Raw genomic sequence first — 16,391 nt, forward strand, 5'->3', positions numbered from 1 at the left:
CATGCAGAACTACAAGATCGACAACATGACCTGTGGCCACTGCGCCGGCGTCGTCCAGAAGGCGATCCTGAGCGTCGACCCGCAGGCAACGATCAAGGTCGATCTCGGCAATCGGGAAGTCAGCGTCGAGACCGCCGCAGCGGCAGGGCCGATCGCAGACGCCCTGAAGGCGGCCGGATACGAGAGCCGCGCGCTCTGAGCGCACGCTCCCCTCCGACACCTCCCGTCACGAAACGCCCCGGCTTTCCGGGGCGTTTTGTTGTCAGGGCAATGTTTCGGTCACCGTCAGCCGGCGACGGCTGCAGCCCCCTCCGGCTGGCGCCCGAGCATATCCGGATGCCGTGCCAGGTGCTCGAACAGGCGAGCGACCGCTTCGGCGCCGGGATCGATGTGCCCTTCGAGTTGCTTGGCATTGATGTAAGCGGCACGCCCTGCCCTTGCCCGCACCAGCGTCGCGGTCAGATTGGCGCCGTCGCGCGCCGCCTTGGAGGCCGCGCCGATGCTCGCGTCGAGCGCGTCCAGTGCCGGAGAAAGCGCGTCGACCATGGTGCGGTCGCCGATCTGCGCCCCGCCGATTTCCTGCATGCGCGCCAACCCGGCTTTCAGCGCTTCGCGGATCGAAAGCCCGCTCGAGGCGCCATCCCCGGCGGCGGCAAAGAAGATCGCCAGAAGCACGCCCGAAGAGCCGCCCATCGTCTGGCTCAACTCCTGCCCGATGGCGCGGAAGAGCTGCGTGTGGTCGGATAGCGGCAGGCGATCGAGGGCCTGAATGAGTGCCCGTGCGGCGCCGGCGAGTGTCGAGCCGGTGTCTCCGTCTCCGGACTTGGCATCGAGTGCATTCAGGTCCTTTTCCGCATCGATCAGCAGGTTGCAGCAGGCAAGCAGGAACTGCCGCGTCGCATCGTGCCGCGAAGGCAGAGGTGAAATCGGCGTCAGGCCATCAGGCAGGGCGAGAACATTCACCGGCCTGACGGCGGTCACGCCTGGCCAGGCCGGAAGCGCCACGGGCCGGGACAACAGCTCCAGCTCGGCCTTGTCGGCCGGGTAGACGGAGACGGAAAAGCCGCGCATGTCCAGCGACGTCATCATCGGCGCAGGTCCGACGAGATGCACGATCCGATCGGCGATCGCCGACTGGGCGAGTTCGTGCATGAGAATAGACATTTCCAGGATAGACGTTCCGCCGAGATTATTGACGAGCACCACGTGCGGCTTGTCCTCCATCGCCGCCTGCAGGCGCTCGACCATAGCGGCAACAGCGCTTCTCGCATCGGAATGCACAATCTGTTCGACGCCAGCTTCGCCATGGATGCCGAGGCCGAGTTCCGCATGGCCCTCGGGGATGCGATGTTCCTTCGGCGAACCCGGAACGGTGCAGGTATCGAGCGACATGCCGATGGTGCTCGTGCCCGATATGACCTTGCGCGCCGCATTGGCGATCGTATCGAGGTCCGCCCCGCTTTCTGCGAGCGCTCCGGCGATCTTGTGGACGAAAAGGGTACCGGCGACACCGCGCGCCTGCGGAAGGTCCGGCAGCGCGATGTCGTCATCGACGATGACCATGCTCACATTGAGGCCGTAGGCGCGGGCGCGTTCGGCCGCGAGGCCGAAGTTCAGCCGGTCACCGGTGTAGTTCTTGACGATCAGCAGGCAGCCGGCAGGTCCCGTCACCGCCAGGATACCGGCGAGGATCGCGTCCACGCTCGGCGATGCGAAGACGTCGCCGCAGACGGCGGCCGTCAGCATGCCCTTGCCGACGAAGCCGATATGCGCGGGCTCGTGTCCCGAGCCGCCACCGGAGACGAGCGCGACCTTGCCCTTGTCCCAGTCGGAGCGCAGGACGACGCGAATGTGCGGATATCCGTCGAGGCGGCTGAGCGCGCCGCCGGATGCGGCAAGAACCCCGTCGATCGCTTCCGTAACCGCATTTTCCTTGCGGTTGATAAACTGATTCATGTTCGCCTCCTAAGCGATGCGCATTCCGGCCGCGTCGAAGAAGAGCGGCTTGTCTGGCTGGATCTTGATAGTCTCGCCGCCGCGGAACCCAGTATGGGGGTCCGTGACCGTCACGAGGTTGTGCTGCTTGAACGTGAGATGCAGGCGCGTCTGGTCGCCCAGATGTTCGACACGGGTCACGAGTGCATCTTCTCCGGCGCCCTGGACGATATTTTCGGGGCGAAGGCCGATCGACTGCGCCTTGTCCGGCGCGCCCGCAAAAAGCTTGGCAGGCAGGACGTTGATGCGCGGCTGGCCGAGGCGGGTCGCGGCGTAAACGCTGACCGGCGCTTCGTACACCTCTCTTGGTGATCCGAACTGAACAAGCCTGCCCTCTTCGAGCACACCGATATGCGTTGCCATGGTCATCGCTTCGATCTGGTCGTGGGTGACGTAAAGAAGCGTCGCCCCGGACTTTGCCTGAATGTTCTTCAGTTCGACGCGCAGATCGGCTCGAAGCTTCGCGTCGAGCGAACTCAAGGGCTCGTCCATCAGGTATATCTGCGGGTTTCTGACAAGCGCACGCCCGATCGACACGCGCTGCATTTCGCCACCGGACAAGGCGGTCGCCTTGTTGTCGAGCTTATGCGAAATCTGCAAGACCTCGGCGATGGCGTTCACCTTTTCGTCGATCGTCTTCTGCGGCGTTTTCAAGAGCGGGGATTTCAGCGGAAATTCCAGGTTCTGCCGGACGGATAGATGCGGATAGAGCGAATATTGCTGGAATACCATCGCCACGTTGCGCTGCGCCGGCGTCAGTCCTTGCACGGACATCCCGCCGATAAAGATCTCGCCGCTATTAGGCGTGTCGAGCCCCGAGACCATGCGCAACGTCGTCGTCTTTCCGGCGCCTGTCGGGCCCAGGAGAACCACGAACGACCCGTCCGGGATCGTCATCGAGACATCGTCCAGCGCTGTGTGGGTGCCGAATGTCTTCGTCACGTTTCTTAGGATGACTTCAGCCACGGCGCAGCACTCCCTCGTTGGCTTCGGAGACAAGAGCACGACCCGTCTCCGCATTGAAGAGCGTCAAGGTCCGCGCGTTGAAATCGAGACCGAGAAGCTCGTCGGTACGGGCTGCCTGACTGGAGGGCGTGCGCGCCTTGATCTCGCCGTTGGGCGTTTCGATCGTGACGATCTGTGTCGTGCCGAGATACTCGACGGCGATCACGCGGCCTCTGTAGCTGGAGTCGTCGACGAAACGGACATGCTCGGGACGCACACCGAGCGACAGCGTGCCGGCCCTGCCCTCACGCGACGCCGGCACCGCCACCTTTTTCCCACCGAGATCGATGCTGTCGCCGCCGATACCGATCATGCCCTCGAACTCCAGAAAGTTCATGGACGGGGAGCCGATGAACTTGGCGACGAACTTCGTCGCCGGCCAGTCGTAGATCTGCTGCGGCCGGCCGAATTGCTCGATGACGCCGTGGTTCATGACGACGATCTTGTCACCCATCTGCATCGCTTCCAGCTGGTCGTGGGTCACATAGACGGTGGTGGCGCCCATGCGATCGTGCAGCGCCCGCAGTTCCCCCGCCATATGTTCGCGGAACTCCGCGTCGAGCGCGCCGAGCGGCTCGTCCATGAAGAAGGCCTTCGGGTTGCGGACAATCGCCCGGCCGAGCGCAACACGCTGGCGGTCACCGCCCGAGAGCCCGCCGACCGGCTTGTCGAGAATGCCTTCAATTCTGAGGATCTTTGCCACCTCGGCGACACGCGCCGCGACATCCGCCTTTTTCATCCCCTGGCTGACGAGCGGATAGGAGATGTTCTTGCGTACGTTCATGTGGGGATAGAGGGCGAACATCTGGAAGACGAAGGCGATATCGCGCTCCCTCGCCCGCTTCATGCCGACCTCTTCGCCGCCGATATAGATCTGGCCGCTCGTCGGCAGCTCCAGTCCCGCCATCATCCGAAGCGTAGTCGTCTTGCCGCATCCCGATGGGCCGAGCAGCATGAAGAACTCGCCGTCTTCCACCGTGAAGCTCGAAGACTGAACAGCCGTGAACGCTCCGAACTCCTTGCGCACATTTTCAATTCTGATCTGTGCCATGGGTCACTCCGGAAAATGGCTGACGATGATGAACATGACTGTTCCAAGCAGCGTCACGAGGAAGGAGAAGGAGTAGAGCGTGAGCGACACTGGCTGCATGAGCATGACCACGCCGAGCGCGATGAGCACCGATGCCACCATTTCCCATGCGCCACGGCGAAGGCGGAGCAACTGGTTGAGGAAAGCTGTCATTTTCTTACCGCTCCGAAGGTGATGCCGCGCAGGAGGTGTTTGCGAAGCAGGATCGTGAACACCATCACGGGGACGAGGAAGAGGGTCGCACCGGCCGCTACCGCCGGCCAGTCCTGCCCACCGACGCCGATGATCGTCGGGATGAAGGGCGGTGCGGTCTGCGCGGTGCCCGACGTGAGCAGCACGGCGAAGGCGTATTCGTTCCAGGCGAAGATCAGGCAGAAGATAGCCGTCGACGCGATGCCGGTCGCCGCCTGGGGCAGCACGACCTTGTAGAAAGCCTGGAAGCGAGTGTAGCCGTCGATCAGCGCTGCCTCTTCATACTCGATCGGGATCTCGTCGATGAAGCCCTTGAGCAGCCAGACCGAGAGCGACAGGTTGACTGCCGTATAGAGCAGGATCATGCCGGCATGGGTGTCGTTCAGCCCGAGCGAGCGGAACATCAGGAAGATCGGAATGGCGACCGCGATCGGCGGCATCATGCGCGTGGAAAGGATGAAGAACAGCAGGTCGTCCTTGAGCGGCACCTTGAAGCGCGAGAAGGCATAGGCCGCGGCCGTTCCGAGCACGATGCACAGCACCGTCGAGCCGAACCCGATGATGACGGAATTGTAGAAGCGCTCCGGGAACCGCGACGGGCCGGCGATGATCAGCCCATCCTTGCGAACGAGACGCTCGTACCAGGTCTTCGGTTCGCCCATTTCCTTCAGTTGTTCTTCCGAAACGCGAGTGCGCGTCGTGAAGAGGTTCACATAGCCTTCGAGCGTCGGCTCGAAGAAGGTCTTCGGCGGATAGGCGATCGCGTCAGAGGGCGATTTGAAACCCGTTCCGATGATCCAGAGCAACGGGAGAATGGTGATCACCGCATAAAGCACGACCAGGGCGCCTGCGAACCACTTCTGCCGTGCGGATGGCTCCGTTACAGAAAAGCTGCTCATCTTTGCTTCACCTTGTTGAGTGCTTTGACATAGATCGACGCAAGGCCGAAGACGGTCACGAAGAGGATGACGGCATAGGCGGACGCGTATCCGGTGCGCCATTTCTCGAAGGCTTCACGCTTCAGGTTGATCGACGTCAGCTCCGTGATCGAGCCCGGGCCACCGCCCGTCAGCTGCACGACCAGGTCGAACATCTTGAAGTTCTCGATGCCGCGGAAAAGGATGGCCAGCATCAGGAACGGCAGCACCATCGGGATGGTGATGGTCCAGAACTGGCGCCAGCTGCTGGCCCGGTCGCACTCCGCCGCCTCATAGATGCTGCTCGGAATGGAGCGCAGCCCGGCAAGGCAGATGAGCATGACGAACGGCGTCCACATCCAGGTGTCGACGATGATGATCGCCCAGGGCGCCAGCGACGTGTCGCCGATCATCGAGAAGCTGGACGGGTCTGCTCCGGTCAGGAACCCGATCGCGTAATTGAACAGGCCGATCTGCGGCTGGTAGAGAAAGGTCCAGAAGTTTCCGACGACGGCCGGGCTCAGCATCATCGGGAGCACGATGATGGTCGTCCACAGGTCATTGCCGCGGAACTTCTTGTTGATGAGATAGGCGAGAGCAAAGCCGATCAGCACCTGCAGGACGATCGTCCAGATCAGGAAATGGGCCGTCGCCTGCATCGTCAGCCAGATATCCTTGTCGGTCAGTATGTTCAGGTAGTTGCGCAGACCGACGAACTGAACAGGTTCATTCGGGCGGTTCACGCGAAAATTGGTGAAGCTCAGCCGGACGGTCCAGATCAGCGGAAAGATGTTGATCGCAAGCAAAAGCACAATGGACGGTGCGACGAAGATCCAGGCGATCGCGCGGTCCGACAACCCTCTGATGCGCCGTGCAAGCACGGGCGGCGTCGCGTGCGCAGCGCGATCGATCGAAGAATGGAGCATGGTATTCCCCTAAGGCATTGACGAATGGGCATGCGGGGCCGGCGCGAGAGATCGGCCGGCCGGCCCCGCATGGACGCTTCCGCCGGGAGGCGGCGGGTGTTTGCGTCAATACTTGCCTTCGTCTTCGAAGATGTCCTTCCAGTCCTCAGAGAGACCATCGAGCGCATCCTTCGCCGTGCCCTGGTTGGCAACGACGTAATCGTGGAAGCGCTTCTGCGAGGCCTGCAGCAGCGAGGCGTAGGACGGCTCGGCCCAGAAGTCCTTCACGATTGCCATCGAATCCAGGAAGGTCTGCGCATAGGGCTGGCTCGTGGCGAAGCTCGGGTCCTCGACCACCGAGCGCAGCGCGGAGTATCCGCCGAGCGCCCACCACTTTTTCTGGATTTCAGGCTGCGCGAACCACTTGATGTAATCCAGCGCTTCCTTCTGCTTGTCGGACGCTGCGACGACCGAGATGCCCTGGCCGCCCAGCTGGGCGAACTGCACACCGGTCGGACCAGCAGGATTGGGGAAGTAGCCGGACTTGTCGCCGCCGACATTGGCGTCGGCATGGATGCCGGGCCAGGTGAAGGCAAAGTTCATCTGCAGGGCGACCTGGCCGGACTTGTAGGCGTCGATATCCTCCGACATGTAGGCGTCGGAATGGCCGGGCGGTGTGCAGCAATCGTAGAGCGCCTTGTAGAATTCCAGACCCTTGACCGCGTCCGCCGAGTTGACGAAGCCGTCGAGCTCATAGGCTTTCTTCGGATTTCCGTACTCGAAGCCGTAGCTGTAGAGCACGTCCATCACGCCCATGGTAATGCCTTCTGAGCCGCGCTCCGTATAGATGGCAGCGCCATAGACGGTCTTGCCGTCGACCTGGCGCTTCTGGAAGAATTCGGCGATGTCCTTGAGTTCGGCGAAGGTCTTCGGCACGGCGAGATCCCGGCCGTATTTCTGCTTGAACTCCGCCTGGAGTTCGGGACGCGAGAACCAGTCCTTGCGATAGGTCCAACCGACCACGTCACCGAACGCCGGCAGAGCCCAGTAGTTCGGCGAATTCTTCGGCCATTCCGCGTAACCGATGACGGTTGCGGGAATGAAGTCGTCCATCTTGATCCCTTCCTTGTCGAAGAAATCATTGAGCTTGATGTACTGGCCATTCTCGGCGGCGCCGCCAATCCACTGGCTGTCGCCGATCATCAGATCGCAGAGCTTGCCGCCGGAATTCAGCTCGTTCAGCATCCGGTCGGCGAAGTTCGGCCACGGCACGAATTCGAACTTCATCGTGTTGCCGCTCTTTGCTTCGAAATCCTTGCTGAGCTCGACGAGCGCATTGGCCGGATCCCAGGCGGCCCAGCAAAGGGTCAGTTCGGCTGCGGAAGCGTGCGTACCGGACGCACCCGCAATGGCAAAATACGCTCCGACCATGACTGTCGAGCTCAACAGAATCCGTTTCATCATTGGGTTCCTCCCCCTTGTACCTTCTGACCTCCATCAGAAGGAAAGCGCCCTGACCGGGCGGTTGGCGTACCTAAATCCTCTTGGCACTAGCGGTGGGCGCGGCCGCATTCAGGGCCTGCGTTCTTCGCTGAAGGATTCATAACTGAGGTGCGCACCTCAACGCAAGCGATTTTTGAGGTGCGCACATCAATTCTTGATTTCGCGGCGATTTTGGTGGAGTAGATTGGGAACGATACACACTGGGAGTTCCGCATGCGGCCAACAGCCAAAGATCTTGCTGAGGCAGCGGGCTTGAGCCTCGCAACCGTCGACCGCGTGCTGAACGACAGGCCGAATGTCAGCCCGAAGGCCGTTCGCAGTGTTAACGAAGCCATTGAGCGCATTGGATTTATTCGAAACCCGGCAGCCGTCAGCCTTGCCCGCAACAAGAGCTACCGGTTCCGGTTCGTGCTGCCGACGAGCGGCGATCTCTATCTGGCGGAACTCATCCACCGGGTGGAAGAGGCGCGGGTGTCGATGAAGGGGGATCTCATCGACCTTGACGTCGTCCAGATCCCGATCGACGACCCGCACAAGGTTGCCAAATACCTCGCAGATATAGACGAGAACGAATTCGACGGGATCGCGATGATGGCGCCGGAATCGCCGCAAGTGCGCGACGCGATCGGCCGTCTGATCGAACGCGGCGTCAAGTTCGTGCAGTTTCTGTCCGGCCAGGAAAAGCTCCCGACCGCCGATTTCGTCGGCGTCGACAACTACGCCGCCGGCGCGACGGCGGCCAAGATCATCGGCCGGTTTGTCGGCAAGAGGGCGGGAAAGGTCCTGATCGTGGCCGAGACGATGCAGTCGCTCGACAGCATCCAGCGACGCTTCGGCTTCGACGATATCGTCAACTCACAGTTCCCTCACCTGCAATGTCTGCCCTCGGTCGAAACCCACGGCGACGAGCGCAGGGCCACCCAGATCCTCCAGCGAGTCCTTGAAAACAATCAAGAGGTTGCGGCGATCTACGTGTTGAGTTCCGAGGCCCGGATCCCGCTCGAGGGCGCCGCATCTTTCACCGATCTGCAAAAGATCACGGTGGTCGTCCACGAACGCACCCCCTTCAGCGAACGTGGCCTGCGCGACGCCAGCGTTGACGCCGTCATCGCCCAGGACCCGGGACACGCGGTGCGCAGTGCCATCCGCATCATGCGCGCGCGAACGGATTTTCGCGAACCGCACGCCGCACAGGACAAGATCAGAATAGAGGTCCTCCTCAAGGAGAACCTCTGACCCTCGGAGAGTGCATCTTTGACGTGCGCACCCCAAGCAGATGGGGCAACGCCTGATCGCGACGGCGCCGCCGACAGGCGCGTGAGGAGGCCCGCCCCACGCACCCGACTATGACCAGGCGCCTTCGTTCAAGGCGATCGAGGACAGGCGCGGACCGCTAAATGACGTGGGTGGATGCGGAGATCAGGCGCGCGCTTTGGCGCGCACCTTCTGCGGCTGCGCGGACGGTTGCTGGCTGGCGCTGCCGCCATAATTCACCAGCATCTGCATGGCTTTCTCTATTCCCGCGGGACTGTTCGGGTCGGTGTCGTTCGCGCGACACCAATCCTCGTGCTGCTGTTTGATCACGTCCATGTCGGCGGTAGAGAATGTGCCGGGCATTCTTCGCCCTCCCTTTAAAAAATCACACCAAAGAGAAAACTATCACAACGGCGGAAAGAGGCTCCCCGCACAACTAGGGGGTTTGCGCCCTCGAACAGCAAATTCCTTTGCGCAGCCGCCTTTGCGCAGAGCTATGACGGGCACCTGAACATTGCTCGCGCCGAGGCAAACTTGACACGATCGGCGGCATCGCGGCAGCATGAGGGGTAACTCAAAGCCGTGACTTGGCGAGACCTGCAGTTCGTCGGAAGACCGAGCAAACGCGTTCTGGCCCGGTCGGGAGGGAGGGAAGTGATGGGGTATGATTGGAGCGGCTCGCGCGAACGGCGGATGAAGGTCGCACGGTTCAGTGCGGCGCTGACACTGGCCGCAATGTTCGTAACCGTAGCGGCGCAGGTCGTGACGAGAGCAATTTGAGCCCGTCCTCTTCGTTATGATGCGGACGAAGACGCCTTCATCCGGGCGTCGACCTCCCGCGCCACACCATGGGGTGCCGGAAGAACGGAACCCAGGCTCCCCATGGACAGCGAAAGGCAAGTCTCGGCCGCCAGCGGCTACCTCTCCTGATATGTCCGAGCATGCTCGATAGGGAACGGGAGGTCTTGGCGGCACGAGCATGAAGGGCACATGACGACGACCATCAAATCCAACGAGACACAGCCCGAACGTCTCAAGATCGGCTTCGTTCTGGCGCGGTCCTTCACCCTTTCGGCATTCGCGCTCTTCATCGACACGCTGCGACTTGCGAGCGACGAGCTCGACAAGTCCGGCCGCATCCGTGCCGACTGGCAGGTGCTGGGCAACACGCGGCATCTCATCGCCTCCAGTTGCGGCGTGCAGGTGGCGCCGACATCCGACCTCGTTGATCCAGCGGGGTTCAACTACATCGTCGTGGTCGGCGGCCTGCTCAACAGCAAACAGCCGATCGACGACGACACCGTCCGCTTCCTCCAGAAGGCGGCGGCGCGCAAGGTGCCTCTGATCGGTCTCTGTACTGGGACATTCGTCCTTGCCGAAGCGGGCCTGATGACGGGGCACACCGTCTGCGTGAGCTGGCTTCATTATCAGGCGTTCCGCGAGCGGTTCCCCGATCTCAAGGTTCGTTCGGACCGTCTCTTCAATCTCGATCGCACCCGTGGATCCTGCGCTGGCGGCAGCAGTGCCGCCGACATGGCGGCCCATATCGTGCGCCTGCATATCAGCAAGGAAGCCGAGCGAAATGCGCTCGAAGTGCTGCAGATCGACAAGGCCCGCTCGCATCTTCATGTCCAGCCGAGAAAACCGCTGGCGATCGAGAGCAACGACCCACGCCTGAATGCCGCTCTCATCATCATGGAGCAGCACACGGACAACACGCTGTCGATCCCGGAGCTGGCCGCATCCGTCGGCTTGTCCCGACGGCAGCTCGAACGCCTGTTCATGGACAAGGCGAAAATGTCGCCGGCGCTCGTCTATCGGAAGTTTCGGCTGGAACGCGCCAAGCATCTGCTGACGCAGACGAAGGCGCCGTTGATCGACATCGCGCTCGAAGTCGGGTTCGAGAACGCCGGCCACTTCTCGCGGATTTTTGCAAAAACCTACGGTCAATCGCCGAGCAAGTTCAGGGCCACGCTTTCGGCGTGACCCGTCACAGGCGATCCTGCCGACAGCGCACTGGCCATAGCCGCCGCCGTCGGCTCATCAGTTTCCTCAGGCCTGACCGCTGCCCGCCGATACTGCTTCCTTGACGGCGAGCTCGGCCATGGCCAGTGCTGCCTCCCGCGTCGCTGCCGCCGCGATGAAGCGGCCGTTGTGGCAGAACCGCGCGCCAGCCACGCCGCAAGCCGCCTCCAGCTCGCCGTTCGTCAGGCCGGCCCAGGCAGCCGGCAGATCGGCGCGCAGCTCAAACCCTTCATCGGCCTTGCGAATGCCCGTCAGGCACCAGTCATTCTCGCGCGGATGAACGACGAACAACAGGTGGTCGGCGCCAGCTTTCACGATCGCCGGGCGGAACGGCATGCCCCGCGGCAGTTCGAGCACTCGGCTCTCACCGGCAAGGGCGATCTGCTGCAGCACGAGCGCCTCGGCCCGAAGCTTGGCGGCGCGTTGCGACACGCCAGCCTCGACGAAGGCGCGCGCGATCGAAAGGGCCTGATGGAAGCTGCGGTCCTCGGCCTCCTGGCCGGATTCGTCGAAGACAGGCTTCAAGGTTTCCAGCAGCGCCGACAGCGTCAGCCCCGCCAAGGGGCCGGCCACGGAGGGGTCGAGCGCGCCGTTATCGACCAGATCCACCGGCAGCACGAAGCGCGCATCGAAGGCCGCATGGACCGCCTCCACATGGGCCTCAGGAACGCCGAACGCTGCCAGATAGGCGCGACCGTAATGCTTCCAGATCAAGCCGAACGAACTGTAGGGCTGGCCATCCTCTCTAACCGGCGCCCCGCGCTGATGATGATCGAACAGCCCGGCCCCGGCATCATACTGGCCACCAACATCATAAATGATGCGGTCCGCCCCGGGCTTCAGCCATTCCGACGCCCGGCTGCGAACGAGGCGAGCCTCAGGGAAAAGCCGCGTAAGGATGACGCTGGAAAGCAGCTCGTCGGCGTGGAAACCACCGGAATGGGTAACGAGAAAGTCTGGGATCATTCCGAATGGCCTTATGGTTCGTGACGCGTGTGTGCGGCACGACATAGCCATTGCCCGCGGTGACCTCAACCCGTCATCGCGCCTTCGTCGCAGTGTTCTGCCCTCAAGCTATCCAAAATCCGGCGCTAGATGTCGTGCCCGTCCTGATGCTGCCCCACGCGTTCGCAAGCCGACGACATCACTGTCATCAGGTCCGCGACCTTAGCAGCCAAGGCCGACCTCCCCGTCAACCAACCGACGGAGCTGTTGCCGTCACGCCTTGCGCAGCATATTGCTCTAACGCGTCATTTCGAAGATCGCCTCGCCGGAAATCGGGTCCGTGACCCCGAGATCCTGGCTGAGTTCCAGGAGCGTATCGCGGAACGTGTCGAGGTTCGCCTTCATCATGGGCCGTGCCGCGGCGATCGCCTCAAGGCTTTCCCATTCGGCAATTGAGAAATACGATCCATCCGCTGACTTGCTGAGCGCCATCTTCCTCAAGCCTTCAAAGTCGCGACCAGCGCTGCGAAACAGCTGCTCAAACCGTTCCTCTTGACCGGGTCTCACGCGGAAACGGACACAATTATAAGCCGTCATCCTAACCTCCCTATGGGACGCAACTTCTACAGGATGGATCCGATGCAGTTCACTCGCAAGAGGCAGGCGAAGCACGGTCGCAGCCTTGCGATCGCCGGCAAACCGGGAGCCATTCGAACTGCGCTTTGACAAACCTGCCGGGCCTCGCGGCTGAACTTGGTCGAGGCGGCTTCATCGTGCATCGCGGGCCATTATCGCTGCGGTGGCAGACCTCTCCCAGCCGCTCTGAAGATGGCGTGCAGAAATCTCTTTTGCGCCCTTGACCTTCCCATCGTTGGAAGCCCCATGTTGTGACAAAAGACAGAGAAAGGAGCACGATCATGGGATCTGTGACCCCCATTAGAACAAACGACCTCGAAGCGATGTCCGCCGCCGCATTGAGCGCCAGCATTCCCGTCGAGGGCATGACCTGCGCATCCTGCGTGGCGCGCGTCGAAAAGGCTATTCGCGCTGTGCCTGGTGTGACCGAAGCCTCGGTCAACCTTGCAACGGAACGCGCTGACGTCCGCTTCGATGCCAGCACCAAGTCGGCCGACATCGTCAAGGCGATCGAGAATGCCGGATATGGTGCGGCCGAAGACACGGTCGAGCTCACCATCGAAGGCATGACCTGCGCGTCCTGCGTCGCCCGCATTGAAAAGGCGCTGAAGACCGTGCCGGGCGTCACCGAAGCCAACGTCAATCTGGCGACCGAGCGCGCGTCGGTGCGCATAACCAGGGGCATCGCCACCGCCGCCGCACTCGAAGAGGCGGTTCGCGTTGCCGGCTATGCCGCCAAGCGCATCACCGGCGACGAAAGCGTCGACCGCGAAGGCGAGAAGCGCGAACAGGAGACGCGAAAGCTTGGGCGCGCGTTGCTGATTGCCGGCGTCCTGACGCTGCCGATCTTCGTGCTTGAAATGGGCTCGCACTTCATCCCGGGCGTGCACGAATTCGTCATGAACAATATCGGCATGCAGGAAAGCTGGTATCTGCAGTTCGCGCTGACGACGCTGGTGCTCTTCGGCCCGGGCCTGCGTTTCTACCAGAAGGGTGTCCCCGCCCTCTTCCGCCTGGCGCCGGACATGAACTCATTGGTCGCGATCGGCACCTCCGCCGCCTGGATCTATTCGGTCGTCGCCACATTCGCGCCCGAGCTTCTGCCAGACGGTACGGCCAACGTCTATTACGAGGCAGCTGCAGTCATCGTCACCTTGATCCTGCTCGGCCGGTTCCTGGAGGCGCGCGCCAAGGGCCGGACCTCCGAGGCGATCAAGCATCTGATGGGCCTGCAGGCAAAGACCGCCCGCGTCATCCGCAACGGCGAGACGGTCGAGGTGCCGCTGTCCGACGTGCAGACTGGCGACACCGTCGTCGTGCGCCCGGGCGACCGGGTTCCTGTCGACGGCAGCGTCCTCGACGGAAACTCCTATGTCGACGAATCGATGATCACCGGCGAGCCGGTTCCGGTCGAAAAGGTGGCCGGCAGCGAAGTCGTCGGCGGCACGATCAACAAAACCGGCTCCTTCACCTTCCGGGCCACCAAGGTCGGCGCCGATACGGTGCTGGCGCAGATCATCAAGATGGTCGAGCAGGCCCAGGGCGCCAAGCTGCCGATCCAGTCGCTGGTCGACCGCGTCACCGCCTGGTTCGTGCCAGCCGTCATCGCGATTGCGCTTTTGACCTTCGGCGTCTGGCTGGTCTTCGGTCCGGATCCGGCGCTCACCTTCGCGCTCGTCAACGGCGTCGCCGTGCTGATCATCGCCTGCCCTTGCGCCATGGGCCTTGCCACCCCGACCTCGATCATGGTCGGCACCGGCCGCGCCGCCGAAATGGGTGTGCTCTTCCGCAAGGGCGAGGCACTGCAGACGCTGCGCAACGCCGCCGTCATCGCCGTCGACAAGACTGGTACGCTGACCAAGGGCCGCCCGGAACTGACCGACCTCGAAACCGCCGAAGGCTTCGATCGTGATACCGTGCTGACGCTGGTCGCCGCCGTGGAGACCCGCTCCGAGCACCCGATCGCCGAAGCAATCGTCGACGCAGCCAAAGCAAAGGGACTGGCGATCGCCGAACCGGCCAGGTTCGAAGCAATCCCCGGGTTCGGCGCCAGCGCCGAAGTCTCGGGCCGGACCGTCCATGTCGGTGCCGACCGCCTGATGACGCAGCTGAAGCTCGACGTGTCGGCCTTCGCCGACCAGGCGGCCCGCCTTGGCTCGGGAGGCAAGAGCCCGCTCTATGCCGCGATCGACGGCAAGCTGGCGGCGATCATCGCCGTTGCCGACCCGATCAAGGAGACGACGCATCAGGCGATCCGCATGCTGCACGATCTCGGCCTGAAGGTCGCGATGATCACCGGCGACAACCGCCGCACCGCAGAGGCGATCGCGGCCAAGCTCGGCATCGACGAGGTAATCGCCGAAGTGCTTCCAGATGGCAAGGTCGCGGCTCTGAAGAAGCTGAAGCAAGGCGGACGCGCGGTCGCCTTCGTCGGCGACGGGATCAACGATGCGCCGGCGCTCGCCGAAGCCGATGTCGGCCTGGCGATCGGCACCGGTACGGACGTCGCCATCGAGAGCGCCGACGTGGTGCTGATGTCCGGCGATCTCCTGGGTGTGCCGAATGCGATCGCGCTGTCCAAGGCGACGATCCGCAACATCAAGGAGAACCTGTTCTGGGCCTTTGCCTATAACGCGGTACTGATCCCGGTTGCCGCCGGCGCGCTCTACCCGGTCTACGGCCTCTTGCTGTCGCCGATCTTTGCGGCCGGTGCCATGGCGCTGTCGAGCGTCTTCGTGCTGGGCAATGCCCTGCGGCTTCGGGCCTTTCGCCCGGTTGCCGCAGCACAGGCGGCCTAGGTTCGATCGTCTCCCCGGCTCTCGCCAGCATGGCGGAAGCCGGGGAGAGCCCTTATATTCTCAAGGGAATGGCCGCACGGCGGTAAAAAGGATGACATCATGAATATCGGCGAAGCTTCCCGCGCCTCCGGCGTCTCGACGAAAATGATCCGCTACTACGAGACAATCGGCCTCATCCCGCAGGCCGACCGCAGCGAAGCCGGCTATCGCAACTATGGCGACAACGACGTCCATACGCTGCGCTTCATCCGCCGCTCGCGCGATCTCGGTTTCACTGTCGAGCAGATGGCGGACCTCTTGGCGCTCTGGCGCGACCGTGAGCGCGCCAGCGGCGAGGTCAAGAAGATCGCGCTCGAACATGTCGAGATCCTGGAGCGCAAGGCCGAGGAGCTGAAGGCGATGAGCCGGACGCTGAAACATCTCGCCGCCCATTGCCATGGCGACGGCCGCCCGGACTGTCCCATTCTCGAAGATCTCGCAGACGCCACGAACGCGCCGACGAAGGCAACCGAGCCCGCCCGCTTCGGTACGGCCGGCATCGATCCGGTCCGCAACCGGCGGCACGGGTGACGACGAGTGCGCATCCTGGAGCCTCACGCATTCGTGACGGCGCCAGGCGCAAGCATCATTGACAGGAATCAAAGGCGTTTCTACGGATCGATCATGGAGAAGGTGCGAACCACATATCTGCGTTTGCTGATAGTGCTGAAGCTGGCGATCGCTTTGTCGCTGGCCGTGCTGCCTTTTTCCACCGCCTCCGGCATGATGCATGCGGCCGCGCACGGCTCGATGCAGATCGAGGCAGCCGCCAATCCGATGCAAGCTGCGACCGAGCATTGCCCGAGCCTAGAAAAGGGCAAGGTGAAGCCGGCACAGGAAAACGGCAAGTCGGACAAGAAGGATTGCTGCAAGACCTTCTGCGCCGCCGTGGCGGTGCTCGGCGATGTCGACGGAAGCCATCCGGCTTTCCCGCGCTCCATCCGCAATTTCGGCCCGCACCCGCAGCTCACCCCCGGTGAGCTCGACGGCCTTCATCGTCCCCCAAGAGCCTGATTTCGTGAATCCGTGACCGCTGCTGCGGGTCTCCGTTGGTCTTGGCCGACGGAAGGATCTGCAGTGGTGCGAA

General features: G+C 62.7%; 16 protein-coding genes. 6 read left to right on the forward strand and 10 right to left on the reverse strand.

The genetic code is table 11. The features are described 5' to 3' along the window. Position 1: 1 nt before the first annotated feature. The gene (locus IB263_RS26505; RefSeq protein ID WP_034799336.1) at positions 2-199 is read left to right on the forward strand and encodes a heavy-metal-associated domain-containing protein; all 198 of its coding nucleotides are present in this window, start codon (positions 2-4) and stop codon (positions 197-199) included. Positions 200-285: 86 nt separating this feature from the next. On the opposite strand, the gene IB263_RS26510 is transcribed toward IB263_RS26505, so the two are convergent. From IB263_RS26510 to IB263_RS26540, 7 genes are all read right to left on the reverse strand, one after another. After that, positions 286-1,956 (reverse strand): dihydroxyacetone kinase subunit DhaK, encoded by a 1,671-nt coding sequence (locus IB263_RS26510; protein WP_034799333.1) that lies wholly within the window; start codon positions 1,954-1,956, stop codon positions 286-288. Between the two features lie 9 nt (positions 1,957-1,965). Next, positions 1,966-2,961, reverse strand: a complete 996-nt coding sequence (locus tag IB263_RS26515; RefSeq protein ID WP_034799319.1) for an ABC transporter ATP-binding protein — start codon at positions 2,959-2,961, stop codon at positions 1,966-1,968. Beyond that, positions 2,954-4,051, reverse strand: coding sequence for an ABC transporter ATP-binding protein (locus IB263_RS26520; RefSeq protein ID WP_060601486.1), 1,098 nt, complete (start codon positions 4,049-4,051; stop codon positions 2,954-2,956). Before IB263_RS26520 ends, IB263_RS26515 begins: the two co-directional genes overlap by 8 nt. A 3-nt stretch (positions 4,052-4,054) precedes the next feature. After that, a complete protein-coding gene (locus IB263_RS26525) occupies positions 4,055-4,243 on the reverse strand; it encodes a hypothetical protein (RefSeq protein WP_034799314.1) in 189 nt (62 codons plus the stop codon). Next, a complete protein-coding gene (locus IB263_RS26530; protein ID WP_043613810.1) occupies positions 4,240-5,181 on the reverse strand; it encodes a carbohydrate ABC transporter permease in 942 nt (313 codons plus the stop codon). Before IB263_RS26530 ends, IB263_RS26525 begins: the two co-directional genes overlap by 4 nt. After that, positions 5,178-6,125: a carbohydrate ABC transporter permease gene (locus IB263_RS26535; protein ID WP_043613808.1), complete on the reverse strand. Its 948-nt coding sequence runs from the start codon at positions 6,123-6,125 to the stop codon at positions 5,178-5,180. Before IB263_RS26535 ends, IB263_RS26530 begins: the two co-directional genes overlap by 4 nt. A 105-nt stretch (positions 6,126-6,230) precedes the next feature. Next, complete coding sequence (locus IB263_RS26540; RefSeq protein ID WP_034799738.1) at positions 6,231-7,565, reverse strand: ABC transporter substrate-binding protein; 1,335 nt, start codon at positions 7,563-7,565, stop codon at positions 6,231-6,233. A gap of 255 nt (positions 7,566-7,820) precedes the next feature. Here IB263_RS26540 and IB263_RS26545 point away from each other — a divergent pair, with 255 nt between their 5' ends. After that, positions 7,821-8,843, forward strand: a complete 1,023-nt coding sequence (locus IB263_RS26545) for a LacI family DNA-binding transcriptional regulator (RefSeq protein WP_060644319.1) — start codon at positions 7,821-7,823, stop codon at positions 8,841-8,843. 183 nt (positions 8,844-9,026) lie between these two features. Here the strand turns inward: IB263_RS26545 and IB263_RS26550 are convergent, their stop codons facing one another. Continuing rightward, entirely contained in the window at positions 9,027-9,224 is a 198-nt protein-coding gene (locus tag IB263_RS26550) for a hypothetical protein (RefSeq protein WP_034799295.1), read from the reverse strand. Between the two features lie 627 nt (positions 9,225-9,851). Here IB263_RS26550 and IB263_RS26555 point away from each other — a divergent pair. After that, the gene (locus tag IB263_RS26555) at positions 9,852-10,847 is read left to right on the forward strand and encodes a GlxA family transcriptional regulator (protein WP_089043737.1); all 996 of its coding nucleotides are present in this window, start codon (positions 9,852-9,854) and stop codon (positions 10,845-10,847) included. 66 nt (positions 10,848-10,913) lie between these two features. Here IB263_RS26555 and IB263_RS26560 read toward each other — a convergent pair whose 3' ends face one another. Both IB263_RS26560 and IB263_RS26565 read right to left on the reverse strand, forming a co-directional pair. Next, positions 10,914-11,852, reverse strand: coding sequence for an MYG1 family protein (locus IB263_RS26560; RefSeq protein WP_060644318.1), 939 nt, complete (start codon positions 11,850-11,852; stop codon positions 10,914-10,916). A gap of 276 nt (positions 11,853-12,128) precedes the next feature. Then, positions 12,129-12,428 carry an antibiotic biosynthesis monooxygenase family protein gene (locus tag IB263_RS26565; protein ID WP_060644317.1) on the reverse strand — a complete coding sequence of 100 codons (300 nt, stop codon included), beginning with the start codon at positions 12,426-12,428 and terminating at the stop codon, positions 12,129-12,131. Positions 12,429-12,790: 362 nt separating this feature from the next. Here IB263_RS26565 and IB263_RS26570 point away from each other — a divergent pair, with 362 nt between their 5' ends. The 3 genes from IB263_RS26570 (at position 12,791) to IB263_RS26580 (ending at position 16,318) form a co-directional block, all read left to right on the forward strand. Beyond that, the gene (locus tag IB263_RS26570) at positions 12,791-15,265 is read left to right on the forward strand and encodes a heavy metal translocating P-type ATPase (protein WP_192439261.1); all 2,475 of its coding nucleotides are present in this window, start codon (positions 12,791-12,793) and stop codon (positions 15,263-15,265) included. 99 nt (positions 15,266-15,364) lie between these two features. Continuing rightward, positions 15,365-15,835 (forward strand): Cu(I)-responsive transcriptional regulator, encoded by a 471-nt coding sequence (gene cueR, locus IB263_RS26575; protein ID WP_034799282.1) that lies wholly within the window; start codon positions 15,365-15,367, stop codon positions 15,833-15,835. Positions 15,836-15,928: 93 nt separating this feature from the next. Continuing rightward, complete coding sequence (locus IB263_RS26580) at positions 15,929-16,318, forward strand: hypothetical protein (protein ID WP_060644315.1); 390 nt, start codon at positions 15,929-15,931, stop codon at positions 16,316-16,318. Positions 16,319-16,391: the final 73 nt, after the last annotated feature.

The sequence above is a fragment of the Ensifer sp. ENS03 genome, from assembly GCF_014852035.1.
Lineage (GTDB): Bacteria > Pseudomonadota > Alphaproteobacteria > Rhizobiales > Rhizobiaceae > Ensifer > Ensifer adhaerens.